This window comes from Variovorax boronicumulans (genome assembly GCF_009811375.1).
Lineage (GTDB): Bacteria > Pseudomonadota > Gammaproteobacteria > Burkholderiales > Burkholderiaceae_C > Variovorax > Variovorax boronicumulans.
In genome coordinates, this window is record NZ_BKDH01000003.1 from 375,855 (window position 1) to 397,878 (window position 22,024).

Sequence of the window (22,024 nt, forward strand, 5' to 3'; positions counted from 1 at the left end):
GGAAAAAGGGTTCCCGTGTCCGTATTCAAGAACGTCATCGTCTATCGCATCGAACCTGCCTGGTCCCAATCACTGACCGAGGCAGAAGAAGGGCTGGCCAAGCAACGCTTCGTGCCTTGCGGCCCCTCGCAGGAAAAGTCCGCCGGCTGGGTCGAGCCGCGCGGCGAGGCCAATGGCCCGCTGGTGGAGTCCATCGACGGCCAGTGGCTGGTCGAGTACATGATCGAAAGCAAGCAGGTCCCCGGCTCCGTGGTGCGCCGCAAGCTCGACGAGCGCTGCGCCCACATCGAGACCACCACCGGCCGCAAGCCCGGCAAGAAGGAAAAGAAGGAGCTCAAGGAAGACATCACCCTCGAGCTGCTGCCCATGGCCTTCACGCGCAGCGCGCGCGTGACGGTGTGGATCGACAAGGCCGAGAACCGCCTCGTGATCAACTGCGGCAATGCCGCGCGCGCCGACGAAGTGGTCACCAGCCTCGTGAAGTCGCTCGACGGCTTTGCCGTGGCGCTGATCAACACGCAGATCGAGCCGGCCGCCGCCATGGCCAACTGGCTGCTGACGCAGGAGCCGCCGGCCGGCTTCAGCATCGACCGCGAGTGCGAGCTCAAGGCCTCCGACGACTCCAAGGCCGTGGTGCGCTACGCCAAGCACGCGCTGGACATCGACGAGGTCAAGCAGCACATCACCGACGGCAAGCGCCCGACGCGCCTGGCGCTCACCTGGGACGACCGCGTGTCCTTCGAGCTGACGCACGGCCTGCTGATCCGCAAGATCACCTTCCTCGAAGGCACGGGCGACGGCGCGGCGGGCGGCAAGAAGGAAGACAACTTCGACGCCGACGTGGCCATTGCCACCGGCGAACTCGGCCAGCTGGTGCCGGCGCTGCTCGATGCGTTGGGCGGTGAAGCGGCGTTCTCGGCGGCACCGCCGGACGAGGCACCCAAGGCTGCGGCTACTGCCACCGCGCCGGCGGCGCAGGCCGACACGCCCGAAGAAGAAGACGCGCCGTTCTGAGGTTTTGAGTGAAGCGAAGCGCCCGCGCCGCCTTCAGGCCGCGGGCGTTTCTTCGTCGGCCGGCGTCTCGGGCCGCGTGAGCGTCCAGCTCTGCAGCTTGCCGCCGTTGAACACGGCATCGACGTAGGAACCGCCGGCATCGGTCCAGCGGTACAGCTCGGGCTGCTCGTTCTCGGGCGAGCGCTGCTCGCCGAGCGCGCGCGTCATCGCGATGACGTGCATCAGCGTCACGCCGGGCTTGAGCTTGGCATTCAGCATCACCGAACTCGCCACCGTGCCGATGGGCCGGTCGGCGGCCCGCTTGAGCACCTGCATCGTGCGGTTGAAGTGCATCAGCAGGAACATCACGATCGCACCGCCGGCGAACGCCACGCCGGCCCAGCCGTATTGGTGCCAGGACAGGCCGAGGAGAACGACGGCCCCCACGGGCACCAGCAATTTCTGGAAATTCATGGGGCGCATTGTCGCCGCCCGGTGGAAGGCCCTCGCAGGCCGATGCAGTTGCCCCAGGGGTCGCGCACCTGCGCCATGTGCTCGTCGCCCTCGAGCCGCAAGGGGCCGCGGTACAGCGGCGCGCCGCAGGCCTCGAGGTGGGCCAGTGCCGCATCGAAGTCGGCGACGTTCCAGTACACGACCGAGCCGCAAGCACCGGCGCCGACCTTCGCATCGGCCGGCACGAGCTCCAGCAGCACGCCGTGGACCGACAGGCACTCGAAGGCCGGCGAGCCGATCGACATCGGCACCGCATCGGGGAAGGCGTCGGCGTACCAGCGCAGTGCCGCGTTCACATCGGTGACGTGGACCATGACGGCGGCAATGGGCGGTGTGGTGGATTTCATTCGGCGACAGCGGGAAACGGCCCGCGATTGTGCGGCCCCGACCCCGCCGCAGTAGCCGCCGTGGCTACCGCCGGGCGCAGAAAGCGGTACTCCCGGCGAAAGGCACGCGGTGCCGGGGCGGGTGCGGGCACATTTCGCCGCACGGGCATCTGCCCGGGCCACCGAGAAACGCATGAACATCCCGCGTTCCGTCACCTTCGTTCGACTCACCCTTGCCGCCGCACTCGCGGGCACCGTCCTCAGCGGTTGCTACGTGGTGCCGCTCGGACAACCCGCTCCCGTCGCGCCGTCGCAGCAAAGCTACGCCGTGGCACCGGGGCCGGTGTCGCAGACCTTCAGCGCGCGGCTGTATCCGTCGAACGCCGAAGCCGCGCGCTACGGCGCCGTCGGGGGCACGGTGACCAACGACATGAACGGCCGCGGCCACTTCAGTGCACAGATCGGTGCCGAACAGTTTCAGGGAGAGGCGACCCGCGTGGCCGGCTCGCGCACCACCGGCGTGGCGAACGCCACCGGCAGTCGCGGCGGCAACCTGAGTTGCCAGTACACGATGAACTCCGCCACCTTGGGCAGCGGCCAGTGCGTGCTCAACAACGGGCCGGCGTTCACGATGCACATCGGAAGCTAAGCAACGAATCAGAGAAGGCCAGGGAGGCCAGGGAAGGTAGGGAGGGTCTGCCCGGCGCGTCCACCACGCGCCGGGCATTTTTTTCTTCGGTTTGCCAGTTACCAGTTCACGAGCTGCCGCATCTTGCGCCGCAGCTCGCGTTCGCGTTTCTGCTCGGCGTTCCAGTCGTCGCGGATGGCCAGCGTGACCGACAGCGCCATCAGCAGGATCACGAACGCAAAGGGCAGCGCGAACACGATGGTCGCCGTCTGTATGGCCTTGATGCCGCCTGCGAACAGCAGGCTCAGCGCAATCGCCGCCACCAGCACGCCCCAGGTGATCTTGACGCGGGCAGGCGGGTTCGGATTGCCCTTCGTGCTCATGATGCCCAGCACCAGCGTCGCGGAATCGCCCGAGGTCACGAAGAACACGAACACCAGCAGCGTGGCCACGATCGACAGCAGCCCGCCCATGGGCATCGCCTTGAACATCACGAACATGGTGGTCGACACGTCGGCCTTCACCGACTCGACCAGCGGCACGCCCTGGAAGATCTCGAAGTTGAGCGCCGCGCCGCCGAACACCGAGAACCACGCGAAGCCCACCAGCGTGGGCGCGATCACCGTGCCCAGGATGAACTGGCGGATCGTGCGCCCGCGCGACACGCGCGCAATGAACAGGCCCACGAACGGCGACCACGCCAGCCACCAGGCCCAATAGAAGAGCGTCCAGTCGGCCACCCACGAGCTGTTGCGGAACGGGTTCATGCGCAGGCTCATGCGCACGAACTCGGCGAGGTACGAGCCCAGCGTGTTGGTGAAGGTCTCGACGATGGCAATGGTCGGCCCGACGATCAGCACCGTGAGCGCCAGCAGCGCCGCCAGCACCAGGTTGCCCATCGACAGCCACTTCACGCCGCGCTCGACGCCCGTGACCGCCGAGGTGATGAACAGCACCGTCGTCACCACGATGATCACCGCCTGCGTCCAGCGGCCGATGTCCGTGCCGAAGGCCGCGTGCAGCCCGCTGTTGATCTGCGTCGCGCCCATGCCCAGCGAGGCCGCCACGCCGAAGGCCGTGGCCACCACGGCCAGCACATTGAAGGCCGGCGACAGCCGCTGCACGAAGCGCCAGGGCAGCGCCTCGGTGGCCGAGCTGACCAGCGGCAGCGCCTTGCGGCGGAAGCTGAAGAAGGCAATCGACAGGCCGACGATGCCGTAAATCGCCCAGGGGTGCAGCCCCCAGTGGAAGAAGGCGTAGCGCATCGCCACGCCTGCCGCATCGGGCGTGCCGGGAATCACGCCGGGCGGCGGGTTCGCGTAGTGCGAGATCGGCTCGGCCACGCCCCAGAACACCAGGCCGATGCCCATGCCGGCCGCGAACAGCATCGCGAACCAGGCGCCGATGGAGAACTCGGGCTCGTCGTCCTCATCGCCCAGCTTCAGGTCGCCGAAGCGGCTGAACGCCAGGAAGAAGGCCAGCACCACCAGCCCGAGCACCACCCACAGGTAGAACCAGCCGAAGTTGCGCGTGATGTCGGTAAGCGCGGTGCTGAACACGCGGTCGAGCGACGCGGGAGACACCAGCCCCCACAGCACGACCACGGCGATCAGCCCGGCGGAGACGATGAGTTGCATGGGGGGTCTCCTGGTGGGGGTGTTGTCGTGCGGGTACGCGTCAGTCGAGCCGTCGCACCACGTCCATCGCTTCTTCGATGCGGTCGACCGGGTGGATGGTCAGGCCCTCGATCTCCTTCGTGCCCTTGCGCGGCGCGTTGGCTTTCGGCACCACGGCCACGCTGAAGCCCAGCTTGGCCGCTTCGCGCAGGCGCTCCTGGCCGCGCGGCGCGGGCCGCACCTCGCCGGCCAGGCCCACTTCGCCAAAGGCGATGAAGCCCTTGGGCAGCGGCTTGCCGCGCAGGCTGGAGGTGATGGCCAGCATCACGGCCAGGTCGGCCGCGGGCTCGCTGATGCGCACGCCGCCCACCGCGTTGACGAACACGTCCTGGTCCATGCAGGCCACGCCCGCGTGGCGGTGCAGCACGGCCAGCAGCATCGCGAGGCGGTCGCGGTCCAGGCCCACCGACAGCCGGCGCGGGCTCGGCCCGCCGTTGTCGACCAGCGCCTGGATTTCCACCAGCATCGGCCGCGTGCCTTCGAGCGTGACCAGCACCACGCTGCCGGGCACCGGCTCGGCATGCTGGCTCAGGAAGATCGCGCTCGGGTTGGTCACGCCCTTCAGGCCGCGCTCGGTCATGGCGAACACGCCAATCTCGTTCACGGCGCCGAAGCGGTTCTTGATGGCGCGCACGAGGCGAAAGCTCGAGTGCGTGTCGCCTTCGAAGTACAGCACCGTGTCGACCATGTGCTCGAGCACGCGCGGGCCCGCGAGCGCGCCCTCTTTCGTGACGTGGCCCACCAACACCACGGCCGTGCCGCTGGTCTTGGCAAAGCGCGTGAGGTGCGCCGCGCACTCGCGCACCTGCGCCACCGAGCCGGGCGCGGAGGTGAGCTGATCGGAGTACACGGTCTGGATGGAGTCGATCACCGCGATGGCCGGGCGCGTGGCGTCGAGCGTGGCGATGATTTTTTCGAGCTGGATCTCGGCCAGCACCTGCACCTGCGAGTGGTCGAGCCCGAGCCGCTTGGAGCGCAGCGCCACCTGCGAGCCGCTTTCCTCGCCGGTGACGTACAGCGCGTTCTGCCCCGCGCGCTGCAGCGCATCGACCGCCTGCAGCAGCAGCGTCGACTTGCCGATGCCCGGGTCGCCGCCGATCAGCGTGACGCCGCCCGACACGATACCGCCGCCGAGCACGCGGTCGAGCTCGTCGAGCCCGGTGGGCGTGCGCGCGACATCGGTCGCTTCGATTTCCGAGAGCGTGGCGAGTTCGGACGCGCCCGCGAGCGACGCGAACTGCGTGCCGAAGCGGTTGTTGGCCGGTCCGTTGGCCGCGCCGGCGACCTGTTCGATGAGTGTGTTCCATGCCCCGCAGCTCGGGCATTTGCCGAGCCACTTGGGGCTGGTGCCGCCGCATTCGCTGCAGACGAAAGTTGTTTTGTCCTTGGCCATGCAGCGAGTTTAGGGGGCGCGGTTCAGGCGATGGCGAATTCGCGCACCAGCAGGTCCGCGAACGCTGCGGCGGCCGGCGACAGCGATCGGCCCTGCCGCGCCACGACCGCGATGTTGCGCGCCACCGTCGGGCGCATGAGCCGTCGCGCCACCAGCCGCGTGTGGTCGGCGTGCGCGAGGATCGACGCCGGCAGCAGCGCCGGGCCGAGCCCGCTGGCCGCCATCGCGAGCGCCGTGGTCAACAGCGTCACCTCGTAGGCGATGTCCAGCCGCACGCCGGCGGTTGCGGCGGCGATGTCGATGCTGCTGCGCACGCCGTACCCCGGCTTGACCGTGATCAGCGGATGGCCCGCGAGCTGCCGCCAGGTGATGCGGTCGGTGCCGGGCAGGCGCAGGTCGCGGTCGGCAATCACCGCGAGATGGTCGTGCACGAACACGCGCTGGTCCAGCCCCGGCGTGCGCGCCTGCAGCGTGCCCACGCCGAAGTCGACCTGCTCGCCGAGCACCTTCTCCACGAACTGCCCGGGCGCGCAGTCTTCGATGGCCACCTTCACGTCGGGATGCAGGTCGAGGTAGCGGCGCAGGGCCTTGGGCATCAGCGTCTGCGCGATGGTGGACGTGGCCGCGATGCGCACGCGCCCGCGCCGGCCCGCCGCCAGCTCGGCCATGCCGGTGCCCAGCGCATCGAGTTCGGCCAGCACGCGCTCGGCATAGGCGATGGCCTCGTTCGCGGCCTCGGTGCGTTGCAGTGAACGCGTGGTGCGATCGAACAGGCGCACGCCGAGCCGCGCCTCGAGCTCGCGCAGCAGCACGCTGACGGCCGGTTGCGTCAGCGACAACGCAGCCGCCGCGCTCGACAGCTGGCCGCTGTGGTACACGGCCGCGAACGCACGCAGTTGCCGCACAGAAGGCACGCCGCGCATTGATAGTGGTTTTTTATGAATGGCCATGAAAGTTTCACTTTTTCCGCGAGCCGGTTCGGCACTGTAATGGCGCCTCGCAAGAATCTGGAGACAAGCAACCCATGACCGAGCAACTGCAAGCCCAGGTGCTGATCGTCGGCGCCGGCCCCGTGGGGCTGACGCTGGCGATCGACCTGGCGCAACGCGGCATCGACGTGCTGATGACCGAGATCCGCCATCGCGGCGAACCACCCAACGTGAAGTGCAACCACGTGGCGGCGCGTTCGATGGAGGTGTTCCGCCGCCTGGGCGTGGCGCAGGCGCTGCGCGATGCGGGCCTGCCGGCCGACTACCCGAACGACGTGGCCTACCGCACGGCCGTGACGGGCATGGAGCTGTCGCGCATTCCGATCCCCGCGCGCCGCGAGCGCTACACCGCCACCAGCGGCCCCGACACCTGGTGGCCCACGGCAGAGCCGCCGCACCGCATCAACCAGATCTTTCTCGAGCCGGTGCTGTTCGCGCATGCCGAGGGCACGCCCGGCCTGCGCATCCGCAACCGCACGCGCATCGACGACTTCGAACAGGATGACGAGGGCGTGTGGGCCACGGGCGTGGACCTGGACGACGGCCGCGCGGTGCGCATCCGCTGCCAGTACCTCGTCGGTTGCGACGGCAGCCGCTCGACGGTGCGCAAGAAGATCGGCGCCAGCCTGCACGGCACCGACATGGTGGGCCGCGTGCAGTCGACGTACTTCCGTGCGCCTGCGCTGCTGGGCCTGCTGAAGCACCCGCCGGCCTGGGCCACCTTCGCGCTGAACCCGCGCCGCTGCGGCAACGTGTACGCCATCGACGGGCGCGAGACCTGGCTGCTGCACAACTACCTGCTGCCCGAGGAGACCGACTTCGACTCAATCGACCGCGACTGGGCGATCCGCCAGATCCTCGGCGTGGGCGACGACTTCGAGTACGAAGTGATCTCCAACGAAGACTGGGTCGGGCGCCGGCTCGTGGCCGACCGCTTCCGCGACCGCCGCGTGTTCATCTGCGGCGACGCGGCGCACCTGTGGATTCCGATGGCGGGCTATGGCATGAACGCCGGCATCGCCGATGCGATGAACCTCTCGTGGCTGCTCGCGGGCCGGCTGCACGGCTGGCTGGCCGAAGGCGCGCTCGCGGCGCACGAGGCCGAGCGCCAGCCGATCACCGAGCAGGTGTCGCGGTTTGCGATGAACCACGCGCTCGCGCTCCAGCGCCAGCGCGAAGGCGTGCCCGAGAACATCGAGGCGCCCGGGCCCGAGGGCGACGCGCTGCGCGCCGCGCGCGGCCAGGCGCTGTACGACCTGAACGTGCAGCAGTACTGCTGCGGCGGGCTCAACTTCGGCTACTTCTACGACGGCTCGCCGCTCATCGCCTACGACGGCGAGGCCGCGCCCGCCTACACGATGTACGAGTTCACGCCCTCGACCGTGCCGGGCTGCCGCACGCCGCACCTGTGGCTGGACGACGGCCGCTCGCTGTACGACGCGATGGCGATGCCCGGCGAGGGCTACACGCTGCTGCGCTTGGACCCCGCGATCGATGTCGCGCCGCTCGAAGCCGCCGCCGCGGCGCGCGGCCTGCCGCTGCGCACGCTGGACATCCGCGCCTCGGCCGCCACCGCCGTGTACGACCGGCCGCTCGTCATCTCGCGCCCCGACCAGCACGTGGCCTGGCGCGGGCATGCCGTGCCGGCCGACGCGCTCGCGCTGGTCGACCTGCTGCGCGGCGCCACTGCAGTGGCCGCACCGACACCCGAAAAAGAAAGAGAGACAAGCCAATGAACCGTCGCCATGCCTTGCGCCATCTGGGCGCGCTGTCCGCCGCCGCCTGCGCCGCAGGCCCCGCCCTCGTGCGGGCGCAAAGCGACAAGCCCATCACCCTCGTCGTGCCCTACGCGCCCGGCGGCACGACCGACATGCTCGGGCGGCTGATCGCGCAGCAGCTGGGCTCCGCGCTGGGCCGCACCGTGATCGTCGACAACCGGCCCGGCGCCGGCACCGCCATCGGCGCCTCGCAGGTGGCACGCGCGGCACCCGACGGCACGACGCTGCTGGTCGCGACCAGCACCACGCTCGCCATCAACCCCTGGCTCTACAAGAAGCTCTCGTACGACCCCGCGAAGGACTTCGCGCCGGTCGGCCTCATCGGCGCCGTGCCGCTGATGGTGGTGGTGCATCCGTCGGTGCCGGCGACCACGCTGTCCGAGCTGGTGGCGCTCGCCAAGTCGCGCCCCGATGCGCTGAGCTACGGCTCCGCCGGCAACGGCAGCCCGCAGCACCTGGGCGCGGAGATGTTCAAGGTCGCGACCGCGGCGAACATGGTGCACGTGCCCTACAAGGGCAGCGCGCTCGCGCTGACCGATCTGCTCGGCGGCCAGCTGCAGCTCATGTTCACCGACATCGCACCGGCCCTGCAGCACGTGCGCAGCGGCAAGCTGCGCGCGCTGGCCGTGACCTCGCGCAAGCGCCAGCCGACCTTCCCCGCCGTGCCGACCGTGGCCGAGTCGGGCGTGGCGGGCACCGCCGATTTCGAGGCGGTGGCGTGGCAGAGCGTGGTCGCGCCCGCGGGCACGCCCAAGGCCTTCATCGACCGCTGCAGCCAGGAGATCGCCCGCCTCGTCGCGCAGCCCGCGCTGCGCCAGAAGCTCGAGAACGAAGGCTTCGAACCGGCCGCCCCTGGGGCGCATGGCGCGGGCGCGCCGGAGCAGCTGGCCGCCTACATCCGCAGCGAAACCGAACGCTGGGGGCGGGTGATCCGCGCCTCCGGCACCACGATCGACTGAGCGTCCGACGGCCCGCAAGGGTTATCCCGCAGGCGTGTTTTCTCGGCATTCATTTAACATGTTAAATAATTCTGAGAGGCACAGCTTTTGAGCACCACCTTCACGCACCGCAATTTGCCGCGCCTGCTGCTGCAGGCCCGCGAAGCCGTGATGGCCCACACGCGGCCCAGCCTGCGCGAGCACGCGCTGTCCGACCAGCAATGGCGCGTGCTGCGCGTGCTCGGCGAGCACGGCGCGGTCGACACCGGCCGCGTCGCGCGCGAGGCCTTCATCCTCGGCCCCAGCCTCACGGGCGTGCTGGCGCGCATGGAGCGCGACAACCTCATCACCCGCGCCCGCGACCCGGCCGACCAGCGCCGCACCGTGGTCGAGGCCACACCGCACGGCATGAAGCTCGTGAAGCGCCTGGGCACCAGCATCGAGGCGCACTACGACTGGATGGAGCAGTCGCTGGGCAAGGCCAAGCTGACGCAGCTCTACGGCCTGCTGGACGAACTGATCGCGCTGGAGCAACCCGAACCATGACCACCTCATTTCTCCCCACCGGCACCGTGTACGGCACGCTGCTGAACTTCCGCGCCGAGGCCGCGGCGCTCGCGCCGCAGATGACCGAGGCGCCCTACAAGGCACCGCCGAAGGCGCCCGTGCTCTACGTGAAGACGGCCAACACCTGGAGCCCGCACGGCAGCACGGTCACCGTGCCCGCCGCGGTGACCGACGTGGAAGTCGGCGCCAGCATCGGCATGGTGATCGGCGCCGAGGGCGACATCGAAGGCTTCGTGCTGCTGAACGACCTGTCGATCCCGCATGCGAGCTTTTTCCGCCCGCCGGTGAAGTTCAAGTGCGTCGACGGCTTCCTGGGCATCGGCCCGGCGCTGCGCGATGCGCAGGAGGTGGCCGACCCGGCGCAGTTCCGCGTCGAGGTGCGCATCAACGGCGAACTGAAGCAGTCGATCGACTTCTCGCAGCTCGTGCGCCCCGCGCCGCAGCTGCTGGCCGACGTGGGCGAGTTCATGACGCTGGCGCACGGTGACGTGCTGATGCTCGGCTGCGACCTGGGCCGTCCGCTGGCCCGCGCGGGCGACCGCATCGACATCTCTGCACCGGGGTTCGAAACCCTGAGCAACACGCTGGTGAAGGAAGCAACGGCATGAAGCACGCACGCGTCATCTTCGAAGGCCGCGAGCACACCGGCACCGCGCACGAATTCAACGGCCAGGTCGACGCCGCCGTGCGGCTCCAAGATGGCCGCGTCGTGCCGCAGGAGCAGCTCGTGTGGCTGCCGCCGCTCGCGCCCACGGCGCGCCCGCGCACCATCCTCGCGCTCGGCCTGAACTACGCCGACCACGCGAAAGAACTCGAGTTCAAGGCGCCCGAGGAACCGCTGGTGTTCGTCAAGGGCCAGAGCACGCTCATCGGCCACCGCCAGCTCACGCACCGCCCGGCCGACGTGAAGTTCATGCACTACGAGTGCGAGCTCGCCATCGTGGTCGGCAAGACCGCGAAGCACGTGAAGCGCGACGACGCGTACGACTTCATCGGCGGCTACACGGTGGCCAACGACTACGCGATTCGCGACTACCTCGAGAACTGGTACCGCCCCAACCTGCGCGTGAAGAACCGCGACACCTGCACGCCGCTGGGCCCGTGGTTCGTCGATGCGGCCGACGTGGCCGACCCGATGACGCTCGCGCTGCGCACCACGGTGAACGGCACCGTCACGCAGCAGGGCAACACGCGCGACATGATCTTCGACGCGCCCTTCCTCATCGAGTACTTCAGCCGCTTCATGACGCTGTCGCCGGGCGACCTGATCCTCACCGGCACGCCCGACGGCGTGGTCGATTGCCAGCCGGGCGACGTGGTCGTGACCGAGATCGACGGCATCGGCGCGCTGGTCAACACCATCGCCGCACGCTGACCGCATCCTTTAAAAAAACGGAGACACACCGCCATGACGACCGCCAGAACCCGGACCTTCCGCCTTGCTGCCGCCTTCGTGGCGGCCAGCGCCGCCACGCTGCTGCTCGCACCCGCCGCGACCGCGCAGACCGCCTCGGCCTACCCGACCAAGCCCGTGCGCTGGGTCGTGGGCTACCCGGCCGGCGGCGGCACCGACTACCTCGCGCGCACGGCCGGCGCGCAGCTCTCGCAGCAGCTCGCACAGCCCGTCACGGTCGACAACCGCCCCGGCGCGGGCGCGATCATCGCGTCGGAAAACGTGGCGCGTTCGCCGGGCGACGGCTACACCGTGTTCTCGGCCGACAACGGCGTGCTGGTCTACAACCCCGCGCTCTACAAGAAGCTGCCCTACGACGCCGAGAAAGACTTCGCGCTGCTCGGCATGATGGGCCGCTCGCCACTGATCATCACGGCCGCGCCGGGCGCGGGCTTCAGCGACGCCAAGGCGCTCATCGCGGCGCTCAAGGCCTCGCCGGGCAAGTACAGCATCGCCACGCCGGGCACCGGCAGCCCGCACCACCTGGCCTACGAGCTGTTCCAGCGCGAGGCCGGCGTGTCGCTGCTGCACATTCCCTACAAGGGCGGCGCGCCCGCGCTGCAGGACCTCATGGGCAACCAGGTGCCGCTCATGATGCTCGACCTGCCCAGCGGCATCAGCGCCGTGAAGGCCGGCAAGGTGATCCCGCTGCTGGCCATGTCCACCGAGCGCGTGCCGCAGCTGCCCCAGTTGCCGACGGCCAAGGAGCTCGGCTACGCCGTCGAGGCCTACACCTGGCAGGGGCTGGTGGCGCCGGCCGCCACGCCGAAAGACATCCAGGCGCGCCTCGGCGCCGACCTGCTCAAAAGCATGAACGACCCCGGCGTGAAGCAGAAGCTCTACGACGCCGGCTGGGAAGCCCGCCCCACGGACGCCGCCGAGATGGCCCGCTTCGTGGACACCGAACGCAAGAAGTGGCACGCGCTGATCAAGGCGCGCGACATCAAGCTCGACTGACGACACACCGCCGCAAGGCCGCAACACCTTCACGCCCATGCAACAGATCCATCACCTCATCGACGGCAAGCCGGTCCAAGGCGCCGACTACTTCGAAACCGTCAACCCCGCCACGCAGGACGTGCTGGCCGAAGTCGCCTCGGGCGGCGAGGCCGAAGTGAACGCCGCCGTGGCCGCCGCCAAGGCCGCCTTCCCCAAGTGGGCCGGCCTGCCCGCGCCCGAGCGCGCCAAGCTGATCCGCAAGCTCGGCGACCTCATCGCCAAGCACGTGCCCGAGATCGCGCAGACCGAGACCAACGACTGCGGCCAGGTGATCGCGCAGACCGGCAAGCAACTCATTCCGCGCGCGGCCGACAACTTCTACTACTTCGCCGAGATGTGCACGCGCGTCGACGGCCACACCTACCCGACGCCCACGCACCTGAACTACACGCTGTTCCATCCGGTGGGCGTGTGCGCGCTCATCAGCCCGTGGAACGTGCCCTTCATGACCGCCACCTGGAAGGTCGCGCCCTGCCTGGCCTTCGGCAACACGGCGGTACTGAAGATGAGCGAGCTGTCGCCGCTCACGGCCGCGCGCCTGGGCGAGCTGGCGCTCGAAGCCGGCATTCCGGCCGGCGTGCTGAACCTCGTGCACGGCTACGGCAAGGAAGCCGGCGAGCCGCTGGTGGCGCACCCCGACGTGCGCGCGATTTCGTTCACCGGCTCCACCGCCACGGGCAACCGCATCGTGAAGAGCGCGGGCCTGAAGAAGTTCAGCATGGAACTGGGCGGCAAGAGCCCCTTCGTGATCTTCGAGGACGCCGACCTCGACCGCGCGCTCGACGCGGCCGTGTTCATGATCTTCAGCAACAACGGCGAGCGCTGCACGGCCGGCTCGCGCATCCTGGTGCAGCAGTCGATCTACGCCGACTTCGCCGCCAAGTTCGCCGAGCGCGCCAGGCGCATCACCGTGGGCGACCCGCTCGACGAGAAGACCATCGTCGGCCCGATGATTTCGCAGGCCCACCTGGCCAAGGTGCGCAGCTACATCGAGCTGGGCCCGAAGGAAGGCGCGACACTGCTGTGCGGCGGCCTCGAAGCGCCCGCCAACCTGCCCGACCGCGTGAAGAAGGGCAACTACGTGATGCCCACCGTGTTCGCCGACGTCGACAACCGCATGAAGATCGCACAGGACGAGATCTTCGGCCCGGTCGCCTGCCTGATCCCGTTCAAGGACGAGGCGCACGCCATCGAACTGGCCAACGACATCGCCTACGGCCTGAGCAGCTACGTGTGGACCGAGAACATCGGCAAGGCGCACCGCGTGGCCGCCGCCGTGGAAGCCGGCATGTGCTTCGTCAACAGCCAGAACGTGCGTGACCTGCGCCAGCCTTTCGGCGGCACCAAGGCCTCGGGCACGGGCCGCGAAGGCGGCACCTGGAGCTACGAAGTGTTCTGCGAGCCGAAGAACATCGCGGTGTCGATGGGCTCGCACCACATCCCCCACTGGGGCGTGGCATGACGCTGCAGCGCCGCGCGCTCATGCAGGGCGCGGCCGCACTCGCGGCCCTGCCCGCACTGGCACGCGCGCAAGCGGCCTGGCCCGCCAAGCCGGTGCGCATCGTCGTGCCCTTCACGCCCGGCGGCACCACCGACTTCGTCGCGCGCCTGGTCGGACTCGAACTCGGCAAGGCGCTGGGCCAGCCGGTGATCGTCGAGAACAAGCCCGGCGCCGGCACGGTGATCGGCGTCGACGCGGTCGCCAAGTCGGCGCCCGACGGCCACAGCTTCGTGTGCGTGGCCAACAGCTTCACGGCCAACCCCACGCTGGTGCGCAAGCTGCCCTACGACACGCTGAAAGACCTGCGCCCTGTCGCGCTCATGGGCATGTCGGAGCACGTGCTCGCCACGCACCCGGGCAGCGGCCTGAAGACGCTGGCCGACCTGCGCAACCAGGCCAAGGCCAAGCCCGGCACGCTGAGCTTCGCCTCCTTCGGCAACGGCACCTCGGCGCATCTGTCGGGCGAGATGCTCAAGCTGCAGATGGGCCTGGACATCGTGCACGTGCCCTACAAGGGCCAGGGCCCGGCGCTGGCCGACCTGCTCGGCGGCCAGGTGACCGTCATGTTCGGCAACTGGCCCGAGTTCCGCGGCCATGTGCAGGCCGGCAAGCTGGTCGCGCTGGGCATGGCGACCGCGCAGCGCTCGCAGTACGCGCCCGCGATACCCACACTGGCCGAACAGGGCGTGGCCATCGAGTCCAATTCGTGGAACGGCCTGCTGGCCCCGGCCGGCACGCCCGACGCCATCGTGCAACGCGTGAACGCCGAAGTGAACCGCGCGCTCGCCTCTCCGACCGTGACCGAGGCTTTCCACAAGGGCGGCATCGCGTCGCTGTCGGGCACGCCCGAGCGCTTTGCCGAGTTCATCCGCAGCGAGATCGCGAAGTACGGCGACGTGATCCGCAAGGCCAACATCCAGATCGAGGGCTGACCCATGAGCCTCTATGCGATGCAGAAATTCCTGTTCGCGCTGAACCGCGACGCCGACGTGCAGCGCCGCTTCGGCGAAGGCGGCGACACGCGCGCCACACTGCTGGCCGGCTACGACCTGAACGACGAAGAGCGCGAAGCCATCGGCACCGGTGACATCGGCAAGCTCTACGTGCTCGGGTGCAACGGCCAGTTGCTGATGCACTTCGCGCCGTTGCTGGGCATCGCATGGGCGGACTATCTGGAAGCCATGCGCGAAGGCGTGCGCAAGTACGGGCCCGTGCGCGCTGGCATCTACGCAATGACAACCGGAACCGACGAGAAAGTGGCAGGCGTATGAGTCTCGTATTCGCAGGCGTGTGCAGCCACGCCCCCGGCATCACCGGCCGCGCGCACCTGGCCGACCCGGCGGTGAAGGATGAGTTCCACGCGCAGTTCCATCGCTTCGGCGAGGCGATGCGCGCCACGAAGCCCGACGCGGTGATCGTCATCGCGGCCGAGCACTTCGCGAACTTCTTCATGAACAACATGCCGGCCTATGCGATCGGCATGGCCGACAGCTACGAGGGCCCGATCGAAGACCCGAAGTGGCTGGGCATCGAGAAGCACACCATCCCCGGCGACGCCGCGCTGTCGCAGCGCCTGATCCGCGAAGTGATGCAGACGGTGGACGTGGCCTACGCGGAAGAATGGAAGTTCGACCACGGCATCATGGTGCCGCTGAACTTCCTCACGCCGAACTTCGACACCAAGGTCATCCCCGTGAACATCAACTGCCAGGGCCCGCCGCTCACGCCGCTGCACCGCGCGTGGGCCTTCGGCGAGGCCTTGCGCCGCGCCTGCGACAAGGTGCCCGAGCGCATCGCGCTGGTGGGCACGGGCGGCATCTCGCACTGGCCGGCCACGCCCGACTCGGGCAAGGTCAATGCCGAGTGGGACGCCGAGTTCATGCGCCGCTGGTGCGCCAACGACCGCGAGGCGCTGCTGTCGCAGGCCGACTACGGCGACGAGGCCACCTACCGCGAAGCGGGCCAGGGCGGCTTCGAGATCCGCACCTTCCTGAGCGTGGCCGCGGCCGCGCGCGGCAAGGGCGAGATCTTCCACATGAAGGCCATCCCGATCTTCGCGGTGACCTGCACGGCCGCGACGATGTCGGTGGTTTGAACGGAGCACGACCATGCCGCACCTGGTGATCCTGTACACGCCCAACATCGAGGCCGAGACCGACGTGTCGGCGCTGTGCCGCACGCTGGCCGACACCATGCTCGAGCAGCGCGACGAGGCCGGCAAGCCGGTGTTCCCCACCGGCGGCACGCGCGTGCTGGCCTACCCGGCCACGCACTACGCGGTGGCCGACGGCCGGGCCGACTACGCCTTCGTGTACCTGAACCTGCGCATGGCCTCGGGCCGCTCCGAGGCGGTGAAAAAGAAAGCCGGCGACGAGCTGCTGGCCGCCGTGCGCGCGCATTTCGAGCCCGTCTTCACGCAGCGCCACATCGGCATCACGCTGCAGATCGACGAAGCGCCGGGGCAGGTGTACGACGGCAAGCACAGCAACCTGCATCCCCTGTTCAACAAGCCATAAAGAAGAAGCGAGCCCGCATGCTCTCCACCGCCACCATCGCCCAACTGGCCGCCGAATTGCACGAGAGCGAGAAGTCGCGCGTGCAGGTCGAGCATTTCTCCAAGCGCTTTCCCGAGATGACCATCGAGGACGGCTACGCCATCTCGCGCGAATGGGTGAAGCACAAGATCGCCGAAGGCCGCATCGTGAAGGGCCACAAGATCGGCCTCACCTCGCGCGCCATGCAGCAGGCCAGCCAGATCACCGAGCCCGACTACGGCACGCTGCTGGACGACATGTTCTTCGAGCAGGGCGGCGACATCCCGTTCACGCGCTTCATCGCGCCGCGCATCGAGGTCGAGCTGGCCTTCGTGCTCGGCAAGAAGCTGCAGGGGCCCAACGTGACCATCTTCGACGTGCTGGCCGCCACCGACTACGTGGTGCCCGCCATCGAGATCATCGACGCGCGCATCGAGCAGTTCGATCGCCACACCAAGGCCATGCGCAAGGTGTTCGACACCATCGCCGACAACGCGGCCAATGCCGGCATCGTGCTCGGCGGCCGGCCGGTGAAGCCCGATGCGGTCGACCTGCGCTGGGTGAGCGCGCTGCTCTACAAGAACGGCGTGATCGAGGAGTCGGGCGTGGCCGCGGCCGTGCTCAACCACCCGGCCACCGGCGTGGCCTGGCTCGCGAACAAGCTCGCGCCGTGGGACGAATGCCTCGAGGCCGGCGAGATCGTGCTGGGCGGTTCGTTCACGCGCCCGACCAATGCCGTGCCGGGCGACACCTTCCACGCGGACTACGGCCCGCTCGGCTCCATCGCTTTTCGCTTCGTCTGACGAGTTTTTTCATGCACACCCCACTCAACACCTTCAAGCAGGCCCTGCAAGCCGGCCAACCCCAGATCGGCCTGTGGGTCGGCCTGGGCGACGGCTACGTGGCCGAGCTGCTGGCCGGCACCGGCTACGACTGGCTGCTGGTCGACGGCGAGCACGCACCCAACGACGTGCGCTCGGTGCTCGCGCAGTTGCAGGGCATCTCCAGCGCGTGGTCAGCGCAGCCCGACGCGCAGCGCTCGCATCCCGTCGTGCGCATTCCGGTCGGCGACACCACGCTGATCAAGCAGTACCTGGACATCGGCGCGCAGACGCTGCTGGTGCCGATGGTCGACACCGCCGAGCAGGCCGCGCAACTGGTGCAAGGCATGCGCTACCCGCCCGAAGGCATCCGCGGCATGGGCAGCGCATTGGCGCGCGCCTCGCGCTGGCAGGCCTACCCCAACTACCTGCATGAAGCCAACGCGCAGACCTGCCTGCTGGTGCAGGCCGAGACGGTCGAGGCGATGAAGAACCTCGACGCCATCGCGGCCACGCCCGGCGTGGACGGCGTGTTCATCGGCCCGGCCGACCTGTCGGCCTCGATGGGTTTCGTGGGCCAACCCAACCACCCCGAGGTGCAGGCCGCGATCGCCGACGCCATCGCGCGCATCCGCAAGGCCGGCAAGGCGGCCGGCATCCTGTCGACCACCGAGGAGCAGGCGCGCAAGTGGCTCGCGGCCGGCGCGCTGTTCGTGGCCGTGGGTGTGGACACCATCCTGCTCGCAGCCGCGGCCAAGCAGCTGCTCGCGAAGTACAAGGCCGCGCCGGGCGCCACCACGCCCAACGGCTACTGACCCCCTTTCAAGGACATTTCGATGCGACGCACCACCCTCGCGGCCTTCGCCGCTGCCGCCGCCCTGTTCCTTGGCGCCTGCGCCCAGACGGGCCCGGCCTCGACCGCGCAGGCCCGGCAGGAAGCCAACCGCCAGACCGTGCTCGCCTTCTACGAGAAAGGCCTGAACCAGAAGGACGCCGACGCGGCATTGCAGTACGTGGGCAACCGCTACGTGCAGCACAACCCCACGGCGGCCGACGGGCCCGAGGGCTTTCGCAAGTTCATCGCCTTCCTGCGCGAGAAGTTTCCGAACTCGAAGAGCGAGATCAAGCGCAGCTTCGTCGACGGCGACTACGTGATCCTGCACGTGAACGCGGTGCGCGAACCCGGCACGCGCGGCAGCGCCATCGTCGACATCTTCAAGCTCGAGAACGGCAAGATCGTCGAGCACTGGGACGTGGTGCAACCCGTGCCCGAGACCGCCGCGAACAAGAACGGCATGTTCTGACGCCCCGCCCTTCCACGAGCCAGCCTTCGCCAGCCGCATGACCACGCCCACCGACCCCACGAAACGCTTCCGCTCCGCGACCATCCGCGAGGGCACGATCCGCGCGACCACGCGCAGCTTCCTGCACGCGCTGGGCCAGGACGACGAGGACATCGCGCGCCCGCACGTCGGCGTGTTCCACACGGGCGGCGAGATGAGCCCGTGCAACCTCAACCTGCGCGAGCAGGCGCAGCACGCCAAGACCGGCATCTACGCTGGCGGCGGCACGCCGCACGAATGCCCCGTGGTGTCGGTGAGCGACGGCCTGACGATGGCGCACTCGGGCATGCGCTTCTCGCTGATCTCGCGCGAGCTCATCGCCGACAGCGTGGAAGCGTCCACGCGCGGCCACCAGTGGGACGGCATCTTCGCCATCGGCGCCTGCGACAAGAACCTGCCGGGCCTGATGATGGGCATGGTGCGCTGCAACGTGCCCAGCGTGTTCGTGCATGGCGGCTCGGCCCTGCCGGGCCAGATGCCCGGGCCCGACGGACGCGACCTCAACGTGGTCGACACCTACGAGACCATCGGCAAGGTGCTGGCCGGCACCGCCACGCACGACGAGCTCGACGCGATGAGCCGCGCCTGCCTGCCCACGGCCGGCGCCTGCGCGGGGCAGTTCACGGCCAACACCATGGGCATGGTGTCGGAAGCGCTGGGCCTGGCGCCCATCGGCTCGAGCATGGTGCCCGCGGTGTTCAGTGAACGCGCGCCGCTGATGCGCCGCGCCGCCAAACAGCTCATGAAGGCGGTGATGGGCGACGGCCCGCTGCCGCGCGACATCGTGACGCGCAAGGCGCTCGAAAACGCCTGCGCCGTGGTCTCGGCCACGGGCGGCTCCACCAACGCCGCGCTGCACCTGCCGGCGATCGCGCACGAGGCCGGCATCAAGTTCCACCTGGACGACGTGGCCGAGATCTTCGCGCGCACGCCGCTCATTGCCGACCTGCGCCCCGGTGGCCAGTACCTGGCGCGCGACGTGTACTACATCGGCGGCGCGGGCGTGATCCTGCGCACGCTGCTGGAGCAGGGCTTCCTGCACGGCGACGCCCTCACCTTCACCGGTCGCACGCTGGCCGAGGAAGTGGCCGACGCCTCCGCGCCCGACGGCCGCGTGGTGCGCGAAGCCGGCAACCCGATCACGCGCGACGGCGGGCTGGCGGTGCTCAAGGGCAACCTCTGCCCCGACGGCGCGCTGCTCAAGACGGCGGGCCTGAAGACGCTGGTGCACCGCGGCCCGGCGCGCGTCTTCAACTCGGAAGAAGAAGCCCAGGCGGCCGTGCAGAACCGCCGCTACGAAGCGGGCGACGTGATCGTCATCCGCAACGAAGGCCCCAAGGGCAGCCCCGGCATGCGCGAGATGCTGGGCATCACCGCGCTGCTGTACGGCCAGGGCATGGGCGACAAGGTGGCACTGCTCACCGACGGGCGTTTTTCGGGCGCCACGCGCGGCCTGTGCATCGGCTACGCGGGGCCCGAGGCGGCCGACGGCGGGCCGATCGCGGTGCTGCGCGACGGCGACATGGTGGCCATCGATGCACGCGCCGCGGCGCGCAGCATCTCGGTCGAACTGAGCGCCGAAGAAATCGCGTCGCGGCTGGTCGGACGTGAGGTAAACGCGGGGGCGGCGCACGGTGGTTTGTTGGAAAAATACGCGCTCACCGTGCGCCCTGCCCACCAGGGCGCCGTGACCCACTCGGGCGCGGTCACCTGGCTGCGCGACGAGTCGTGATCCTGTTCCCTCCTCACCCACCCGAAAAGAGACAGACATGACCTTCACCCGCCGCCACATGCTGCAGTCCACCGGCGCTTCGGCGCTGCTCGCCAGCCTCGGCCAGCAGGCCTTTGCGCAGGCTGCCGCGCTCGAGAACGCCACCATCGTCACCGGCTTCGCGGCCGGTGGCACCTCGGACACCACCTGCCGGCGCCTGGCGCTGAAGCTGAGCCCCGACTACGCCAAGACCGCCGTGGTCGAGAACCGCACCGGCGCGGGCGGCCAGATCGCCGTGAGCTACGTGAAGGGCCGCCCGGCCGACGGCACCACCATCCTGCAGACGCCCACGTCGATCCTCACGATCTACCCGCACATCTACAAGAAGCTGCCCTACGACCCGATGGTCGACCTCACGCCCGTGAGCCTGGCCTGCATCTTCGACTTCGGCTTCGCGGTCGGCCCGGCCGTGCCGGCCACCATCAAGACGGTGCCCGAGTTCCTCACCTGGGCCAAGGCCAACCCGGCCGGCGCCAACTACGGCTCGCCGGCCGCGGGCTCCACCCCGCACTTCATCGGCGCGCTGCTGGGCAAGCAGGCCGGCGTCGAGCTCAAGCACGCGGCCTACCGCGGCACGCAGCCGGCCATGCTCGACCTCTTGGGCGGCAACATCTCGGCGGTGTCGGGCCCCATCGGCGACATCACGCAGCACCTGCAGTCGGGCAAGGTGCGCATCCTGGGCGTGTCGGGTGCCAAGCGCAGCCGCTTCGCGCCCGATGTGCCGACCTTCGGCGAGCAGGGCATCAAGAACATGGCGCACAGCGAATGGTTCGCCTTCTTCCTGCCGGCCAAGGCCTCGCCCGAGCTGGTGACGAAGCTCAACACGGCGATGAAGAACGCGCTCGCACAGAAGGACGTGATCGACGGCCTCGGCACCTTCGGCCTGGAAGCCATGTCTTCCACGCCGGCCGAGCTGGCCGATCTGTTGAAGAAGGACACCGCCAAGTGGGCGCCGATCGTGAAAGAGGTCGGCTTCACGGCTGAAGGTTGATCACATGAAGGAACTGCCATGAACACACTCGCCACCGCGCCGTCGGCGCTGGTCCATCCCTCGATCCATCCCGACGAGCGCGCCGCGCGCGAGGAGCTCGCGGCCTGCTACCGCGTGTTCGCGATGCTGGGCTGGACCGAGATGATCTACAACCACATCACGGTGCGGCTGCCCGACAGCGTGACGGGTGGCGAGAAACAGTTCCTCATCAACCCCTTCGGCCTGCACTACAGCGAGGTGACGGCCAGCAACCTGGTGAAGATCGACCTGCAGGGCAAGGTGCTCGACGGCTCGACCTACCCGGTGAACCCGGCCGGCTTCGTGGTGCACGCGGCCATCCACGACGGCCTGCCCGGCGCGCACTGCGTGATGCACACGCACACCACGGCCGGCGTGGCCGTGGCCTGCCTGCAGGGCGGCCTGCAGCAGACCAATTTCTATACCGCCCAGCTGCACGGCATGGTGGCGTACCACGACTTCGAGGGCATCACGATCCATGCCGACGAAGGCCCGCGCCTGCTCAAGAGCATCGGCGATCGCAACGCGGTGATCCTGCGCAACCACGGCCTCTTGGCCTGGGGCCAGACGCTGCCGCAGACCTTCGCGATCCTGTGGACGCTGCAGCGCGCCTGCGAGATCCAGATGGCGACCTTCTCGATGGGCGCCGCCATTCCGGTGAGCGAAGAGATCGCGCAGCGCTGCACGCGCGACGCGCTGCAGTTCAGCCCCGCGCACGGCGCCGGGCAGGACGTGTTCAATGCATTGGTGCGGCAGGTGGACCGCATCGACCCGAGCTACCGCAACTGAGGC

At 69.1% G+C, this 22,024-nt stretch carries 24 protein-coding genes; 19 read left to right on the top strand and 5 right to left on the bottom strand.

The annotated features are described in order from the left end of the window. Nucleotides 1-15: 15 nt before the first annotated feature. Nucleotides 16-1,014, top strand: coding sequence for a recombination-associated protein RdgC (locus VHAB30_RS24415; protein WP_159278872.1), 999 nt, complete (start codon nucleotides 16-18; stop codon nucleotides 1,012-1,014). Nucleotides 1,015-1,047: 33 nt separating this feature from the next. Here VHAB30_RS24415 and VHAB30_RS24420 read toward each other — a convergent pair whose 3' ends face one another. Together VHAB30_RS24420 and VHAB30_RS24425 are read right to left on the bottom strand one after the other, a co-directional pair. Continuing rightward, on the bottom strand, nucleotides 1,048-1,476 hold the full coding sequence (locus VHAB30_RS24420; protein WP_159278873.1) for a glycerate kinase: 429 nt from the start codon (nucleotides 1,474-1,476) through the stop codon (nucleotides 1,048-1,050). Next, nucleotides 1,464-1,853, bottom strand: a complete 390-nt coding sequence (locus tag VHAB30_RS24425; protein WP_216850751.1) for a VOC family protein — start codon at nucleotides 1,851-1,853, stop codon at nucleotides 1,464-1,466. Before VHAB30_RS24425 ends, VHAB30_RS24420 begins: the two co-directional genes overlap by 13 nt. 172 nt (nucleotides 1,854-2,025) lie before the next feature. On the opposite strand from VHAB30_RS24425, the gene VHAB30_RS24430 reads away from it, so the two are divergent. After that, nucleotides 2,026-2,481, top strand: coding sequence for a hypothetical protein (locus tag VHAB30_RS24430; RefSeq protein ID WP_095743210.1), 456 nt, complete (start codon nucleotides 2,026-2,028; stop codon nucleotides 2,479-2,481). Between the two features lie 98 nt (nucleotides 2,482-2,579). On the opposite strand, the gene VHAB30_RS24435 is transcribed toward VHAB30_RS24430, so the two are convergent. From VHAB30_RS24435 to VHAB30_RS24445, 3 genes are read right to left on the bottom strand one after another with little or no spacing between them, the layout of a single operon-like run. Further along, complete coding sequence (locus VHAB30_RS24435; protein ID WP_159278874.1) at nucleotides 2,580-4,097, bottom strand: BCCT family transporter; 1,518 nt, start codon at nucleotides 4,095-4,097, stop codon at nucleotides 2,580-2,582. A gap of 40 nt (nucleotides 4,098-4,137) precedes the next feature. Further along, entirely contained in the window at nucleotides 4,138-5,529 is a 1,392-nt protein-coding gene (gene radA, locus VHAB30_RS24440; protein ID WP_070063503.1) for a DNA repair protein RadA, read from the bottom strand. Between the two features lie 23 nt (nucleotides 5,530-5,552). Further along, nucleotides 5,553-6,452, bottom strand: a complete 900-nt coding sequence (locus VHAB30_RS24445; RefSeq protein ID WP_235926915.1) for a LysR family transcriptional regulator — start codon at nucleotides 6,450-6,452, stop codon at nucleotides 5,553-5,555. Between the two features lie 101 nt (nucleotides 6,453-6,553). Between VHAB30_RS24445 and VHAB30_RS24450 the strand changes: the two genes are divergently transcribed. From VHAB30_RS24450 to VHAB30_RS24530, 17 genes are all read left to right on the top strand, one after another. Then, nucleotides 6,554-8,254: an FAD-dependent oxidoreductase gene (locus VHAB30_RS24450; protein WP_159278876.1), complete on the top strand. Its 1,701-nt coding sequence runs from the start codon at nucleotides 6,554-6,556 to the stop codon at nucleotides 8,252-8,254. Then, nucleotides 8,251-9,255 carry a tripartite tricarboxylate transporter substrate binding protein gene (locus VHAB30_RS24455; protein ID WP_062476832.1) on the top strand — a complete coding sequence of 335 codons (1,005 nt, stop codon included), beginning with the start codon at nucleotides 8,251-8,253 and terminating at the stop codon, nucleotides 9,253-9,255. Before VHAB30_RS24450 ends, VHAB30_RS24455 begins: the two co-directional genes overlap by 4 nt. An 87-nt stretch (nucleotides 9,256-9,342) precedes the next feature. Continuing rightward, nucleotides 9,343-9,780, top strand: a complete 438-nt coding sequence (hpaR, locus tag VHAB30_RS24460) for a homoprotocatechuate degradation operon regulator HpaR (RefSeq protein ID WP_056583837.1) — start codon at nucleotides 9,343-9,345, stop codon at nucleotides 9,778-9,780. Then, nucleotides 9,777-10,409: a fumarylacetoacetate hydrolase family protein gene (locus tag VHAB30_RS24465; RefSeq protein WP_159278877.1), complete on the top strand. Its 633-nt coding sequence runs from the start codon at nucleotides 9,777-9,779 to the stop codon at nucleotides 10,407-10,409. Before hpaR ends, VHAB30_RS24465 begins: the two co-directional genes overlap by 4 nt. After that, nucleotides 10,406-11,176 (top strand): fumarylacetoacetate hydrolase family protein, encoded by a 771-nt coding sequence (locus VHAB30_RS24470; protein ID WP_159278878.1) that lies wholly within the window; start codon nucleotides 10,406-10,408, stop codon nucleotides 11,174-11,176. The genes VHAB30_RS24465 and VHAB30_RS24470 overlap by 4 nt, the downstream gene beginning before the upstream one ends. A 33-nt stretch (nucleotides 11,177-11,209) precedes the next feature. Then, nucleotides 11,210-12,211 carry a Bug family tripartite tricarboxylate transporter substrate binding protein gene (locus VHAB30_RS24475; protein WP_159278879.1) on the top strand — a complete coding sequence of 334 codons (1,002 nt, stop codon included), beginning with the start codon at nucleotides 11,210-11,212 and terminating at the stop codon, nucleotides 12,209-12,211. Between the two features lie 37 nt (nucleotides 12,212-12,248). Continuing rightward, nucleotides 12,249-13,715, top strand: coding sequence for a 5-carboxymethyl-2-hydroxymuconate semialdehyde dehydrogenase (hpaE, locus tag VHAB30_RS24480; protein ID WP_159278880.1), 1,467 nt, complete (start codon nucleotides 12,249-12,251; stop codon nucleotides 13,713-13,715). After that, the gene (locus VHAB30_RS24485; RefSeq protein ID WP_159278881.1) at nucleotides 13,712-14,686 is read left to right on the top strand and encodes a tripartite tricarboxylate transporter substrate binding protein; all 975 of its coding nucleotides are present in this window, start codon (nucleotides 13,712-13,714) and stop codon (nucleotides 14,684-14,686) included. The genes hpaE and VHAB30_RS24485 overlap by 4 nt, the downstream gene beginning before the upstream one ends. A 3-nt stretch (nucleotides 14,687-14,689) precedes the next feature. After that, entirely contained in the window at nucleotides 14,690-15,025 is a 336-nt protein-coding gene (locus VHAB30_RS24490; RefSeq protein ID WP_159278882.1) for an aromatic ring-opening dioxygenase subunit LigA, read from the top strand. Then, nucleotides 15,022-15,849 (top strand): DODA-type extradiol aromatic ring-opening family dioxygenase, encoded by an 828-nt coding sequence (locus VHAB30_RS24495; RefSeq protein WP_062476853.1) that lies wholly within the window; start codon nucleotides 15,022-15,024, stop codon nucleotides 15,847-15,849. Before VHAB30_RS24490 ends, VHAB30_RS24495 begins: the two co-directional genes overlap by 4 nt. Nucleotides 15,850-15,862: 13 nt before the next feature. Then, the gene (locus tag VHAB30_RS24500) at nucleotides 15,863-16,270 is read left to right on the top strand and encodes a 5-carboxymethyl-2-hydroxymuconate Delta-isomerase (RefSeq protein ID WP_159278883.1); all 408 of its coding nucleotides are present in this window, start codon (nucleotides 15,863-15,865) and stop codon (nucleotides 16,268-16,270) included. Between the two features lie 17 nt (nucleotides 16,271-16,287). Next, entirely contained in the window at nucleotides 16,288-17,091 is an 804-nt protein-coding gene (gene hpaH / locus VHAB30_RS24505) for a 2-oxo-hept-4-ene-1,7-dioate hydratase (protein ID WP_062476860.1), read from the top strand. Nucleotides 17,092-17,102: 11 nt separating this feature from the next. Then, on the top strand, nucleotides 17,103-17,924 hold the full coding sequence (gene hpaI, locus VHAB30_RS24510; RefSeq protein WP_159278884.1) for a 4-hydroxy-2-oxoheptanedioate aldolase: 822 nt from the start codon (nucleotides 17,103-17,105) through the stop codon (nucleotides 17,922-17,924). Between the two features lie 21 nt (nucleotides 17,925-17,945). Beyond that, nucleotides 17,946-18,413 (top strand): nuclear transport factor 2 family protein, encoded by a 468-nt coding sequence (locus tag VHAB30_RS24515; RefSeq protein ID WP_139704058.1) that lies wholly within the window; start codon nucleotides 17,946-17,948, stop codon nucleotides 18,411-18,413. A 37-nt stretch (nucleotides 18,414-18,450) separates the two neighbouring features. Next, nucleotides 18,451-20,184, top strand: coding sequence for a dihydroxy-acid dehydratase (gene ilvD, locus VHAB30_RS24520; protein ID WP_159278885.1), 1,734 nt, complete (start codon nucleotides 18,451-18,453; stop codon nucleotides 20,182-20,184). Between the two features lie 37 nt (nucleotides 20,185-20,221). Next, nucleotides 20,222-21,214, top strand: coding sequence for a Bug family tripartite tricarboxylate transporter substrate binding protein (locus VHAB30_RS24525; protein WP_095743196.1), 993 nt, complete (start codon nucleotides 20,222-20,224; stop codon nucleotides 21,212-21,214). An 18-nt stretch (nucleotides 21,215-21,232) separates the two neighbouring features. Then, complete coding sequence (locus VHAB30_RS24530; RefSeq protein ID WP_070063516.1) at nucleotides 21,233-22,021, top strand: class II aldolase/adducin family protein; 789 nt, start codon at nucleotides 21,233-21,235, stop codon at nucleotides 22,019-22,021. Nucleotides 22,022-22,024: the final 3 nt, after the last annotated feature.

Bases quoted from the DNA above. Each gene is read 5' to 3' on its own strand.
- VHAB30_RS24420 (WP_159278873.1), bottom strand. From the start codon at position 1,476: ATGCGCCCCATGAATTTCCAGAAATTGCTGGTGCCCGTGGGGGCCGTC.
- VHAB30_RS24425 (WP_216850751.1), bottom strand. From the start codon at position 1,853: ATGAAATCCACCACACCGCCCATTGCCGCCGTCATGGTCCACGTCACC.
- VHAB30_RS24430 (WP_095743210.1), top strand. From the start codon at position 2,026: ATGAACATCCCGCGTTCCGTCACCTTCGTTCGACTCACCCTTGCCGCC.
- VHAB30_RS24435 (WP_159278874.1), bottom strand. From the start codon at position 4,097: ATGCAACTCATCGTCTCCGCCGGGCTGATCGCCGTGGTCGTGCTGTGG.
- radA (WP_070063503.1), bottom strand. From the start codon at position 5,529: ATGGCCAAGGACAAAACAACTTTCGTCTGCAGCGAATGCGGCGGCACC.
- VHAB30_RS24445 (WP_235926915.1), bottom strand. From the start codon at position 6,452: ATGCGCGGCGTGCCTTCTGTGCGGCAACTGCGTGCGTTCGCGGCCGTG.
- VHAB30_RS24450 (WP_159278876.1), top strand. From the start codon at position 6,554: ATGACCGAGCAACTGCAAGCCCAGGTGCTGATCGTCGGCGCCGGCCCC.
- VHAB30_RS24455 (WP_062476832.1), top strand. From the start codon at position 8,251: ATGAACCGTCGCCATGCCTTGCGCCATCTGGGCGCGCTGTCCGCCGCC.
- VHAB30_RS24465 (WP_159278877.1), top strand. From the start codon at position 9,777: ATGACCACCTCATTTCTCCCCACCGGCACCGTGTACGGCACGCTGCTG.
- VHAB30_RS24470 (WP_159278878.1), top strand. From the start codon at position 10,406: ATGAAGCACGCACGCGTCATCTTCGAAGGCCGCGAGCACACCGGCACC.
- VHAB30_RS24475 (WP_159278879.1), top strand. From the start codon at position 11,210: ATGACGACCGCCAGAACCCGGACCTTCCGCCTTGCTGCCGCCTTCGTG.
- hpaE (WP_159278880.1), top strand. From the start codon at position 12,249: ATGCAACAGATCCATCACCTCATCGACGGCAAGCCGGTCCAAGGCGCC.
- VHAB30_RS24485 (WP_159278881.1), top strand. From the start codon at position 13,712: ATGACGCTGCAGCGCCGCGCGCTCATGCAGGGCGCGGCCGCACTCGCG.
- VHAB30_RS24490 (WP_159278882.1), top strand. From the start codon at position 14,690: ATGAGCCTCTATGCGATGCAGAAATTCCTGTTCGCGCTGAACCGCGAC.
- VHAB30_RS24495 (WP_062476853.1), top strand. From the start codon at position 15,022: ATGAGTCTCGTATTCGCAGGCGTGTGCAGCCACGCCCCCGGCATCACC.
- VHAB30_RS24500 (WP_159278883.1), top strand. From the start codon at position 15,863: ATGCCGCACCTGGTGATCCTGTACACGCCCAACATCGAGGCCGAGACC.
- hpaH (WP_062476860.1), top strand. From the start codon at position 16,288: ATGCTCTCCACCGCCACCATCGCCCAACTGGCCGCCGAATTGCACGAG.
- hpaI (WP_159278884.1), top strand. From the start codon at position 17,103: ATGCACACCCCACTCAACACCTTCAAGCAGGCCCTGCAAGCCGGCCAA.
- VHAB30_RS24515 (WP_139704058.1), top strand. From the start codon at position 17,946: ATGCGACGCACCACCCTCGCGGCCTTCGCCGCTGCCGCCGCCCTGTTC.
- ilvD (WP_159278885.1), top strand. From the start codon at position 18,451: ATGACCACGCCCACCGACCCCACGAAACGCTTCCGCTCCGCGACCATC.
- VHAB30_RS24525 (WP_095743196.1), top strand. From the start codon at position 20,222: ATGACCTTCACCCGCCGCCACATGCTGCAGTCCACCGGCGCTTCGGCG.
- VHAB30_RS24530 (WP_070063516.1), top strand. From the start codon at position 21,233: ATGAACACACTCGCCACCGCGCCGTCGGCGCTGGTCCATCCCTCGATC.